Raw genomic sequence first — 1,960 nt, 5'->3', positions numbered from 1 at the left:
TTGCTTTCCCGGCACTCGCTCCAGAGAGGAACCATCATGCTGATTCCTTTCCTCTCGCTCCGTTGGGGAATGAAAACGGCATTGAATAAGGAATGAAAGAGTGTTCCTGAAGACATTGTGTCCGACACTGTCTCCCTTTACTGGTCGGAAGAGGTTCAACCCAGAGGAGTGCTATCTGGAAGTCTCACTGCTGTTGCAGTTTCCCAAGTTCCGAAACGATCAGCTCAGGGATATCGTGCAGTGGGACGTGTTCAATGCTTATCTGAAGATCAGCACGCTCGTATGAGCTTTTGAAATAGCTGTAGTCTGCCTTGATTGCTCGTAAGTATCGCTTTCTTTTTGCTGGACTCATGGGTTCATCGATTGGGTTTGAATCCACGTCGTAAAACCTCAGCCTGTCCAGTACGTTCTCGAAGGAATCGTACAGATGTATCGAATAGAGTTCCTTATCCTTTTTATGCCGTTTGTAGACACTGTTATATGCGAACTTCAAACCTGCTGGAGTTCCTGCCACCACACAATCAATGTTCCGGGAAAACAGTTGGTCCAGCACTACACTGGCTCTTTCTCTGAACTCATTCATCGTCAGGCACTCGTTTTGGATTCTCTCTATCGGCTTCTGATAGAATTCCTGAACCTCTTCATCCAAGTCAAAGAATGTGAAGCCAAGCTTCTCAGCCAGCAACCTTCCTGTCGTGGTCTTTCCTACACATCCCATGCCTACCAGATAGATGATCATATGCCTCTCCTTCCATGGTGCCTACCAGCATTCTTGCATATTTTTGTACCATTTCTCATGCGTGAAAGGATAGTGGCAGTCTCCATACAACCCATCTTTTCATGCGGAACAATGGACGAGGGAAAAGATTGGAATCTTCCACGTGAACAAGAATCCACACCTTCAGAAAGTGGTTCTAGTATGCTGGATTTTATCATGGAATACTGATAGCTATTCAATCGTCGTCCAAGATACAACTAAGGCCAATATACCGGAGGATTCTTCGTCATACGGTAACTTGTTGCGACTGCTCGGAGAAATCTATAAACCACACGCTTCGAACGGGGAGAAGCCCTGTTGCATCAGCATCAGTTAGATTCAAACTTGAAGCTCATCTGCCACCCTTCATATGTGGAAAGCATATCGATGAACTGGGAAGCACTGATCCGCTTGTCATCAATGATGAACTGGACTTCACTATCCCCATATTCGTGTGCATCTACGGTAATCTTGACACGCCCCATAGAACCTAAACTATATGCACGTCCCTTGTAGATAACCCCATAGCCGCTGGAGAGCCAATCACCTTCGATGGCACGGACTGGACTTGGAGATAAGGATTTACCACCAACGCCAGAGCGTATAAGTTGCTTGAAGCGTTCAAATTCAGCTTTTCTATCTATGGTGCCATCAGCAAGATACACATTCCTATCGGGTGATAGTTTGTCAACGATTGGGTCGTAGCAGTCCTTCGGAATCTCCAAGCCGTTATAAAGTGCTATCTCCTTTGCTTCCCTGTATCGATAGATATCACCAAATCTTCCGTATTCAGTTTCCAAAAAATCATATGGGGAGAACATCCTGAAAGTATACGGCTCAAACAGGCAGGTATCCTTTGCTGTCTGTCTGGGAGTGTATTTTCTTCCCATCGTTTCCACCCGCTTTTTGAACTCAATCTCAGTATGCGGATCTTCTAATTTTTCAAGGTTGGATTCTTTGCGTTTCAGCTCAGTTGCAACCCATTCATAGCCAGAGGGTATACACTCAACTGAAATGGCAAAGGAATACGATGTGGTTGGATAGAGCTGCTCATCAGTATGCAGAATACTATCAACATCCCTTATTTCATTTACTACGAATGAGTATTCATAATTACAGGCTTGGAGGAGTTTCTTTATCTGCTTGTTTGCGCCAGCGATGGAATCAGTCTGCTCCAGTGAAAAACTGGAGAATTCGTTAGAA

2 protein-coding genes are annotated in these 1,960 nt (G+C 44.9%); both read right to left on the bottom strand.

Going from position 1 to position 1,960, the window contains the following annotated elements; genetic code table 11:
• Window positions 1-184: 184 nt before the first annotated feature.
• The gene (locus tag DYP60_RS13830; RefSeq protein WP_117331604.1) at window positions 185-739 is read right to left on the bottom strand and encodes a shikimate kinase; all 555 of its coding nucleotides are present in this window, start codon (window positions 737-739) and stop codon (window positions 185-187) included.
• 347 nt (window positions 740-1,086) lie between these two features.
• Window positions 1,087-1,960 (bottom strand): DUF7713 domain-containing protein (locus DYP60_RS14385; protein ID WP_165849603.1); only part of this gene is annotated, 874 nt, incomplete at its 5' end.

The sequence above is a fragment of the Sphaerochaeta halotolerans genome (assembly GCF_003429665.1).
Classification (GTDB): domain Bacteria; phylum Spirochaetota; class Spirochaetia; order Sphaerochaetales; family Sphaerochaetaceae; genus Sphaerochaeta; species Sphaerochaeta halotolerans.
Note: the sequence above shows the minus strand (reverse complement) of the source record. Positions and strands in the feature narration are given on the sequence as shown.

Bases quoted from the DNA above. Each gene is read 5' to 3' on its own strand.
- DYP60_RS13830 (WP_117331604.1), bottom strand. From the start codon at position 739: ATGATCATCTATCTGGTAGGCATGGGATGTGTAGGAAAGACCACGACA.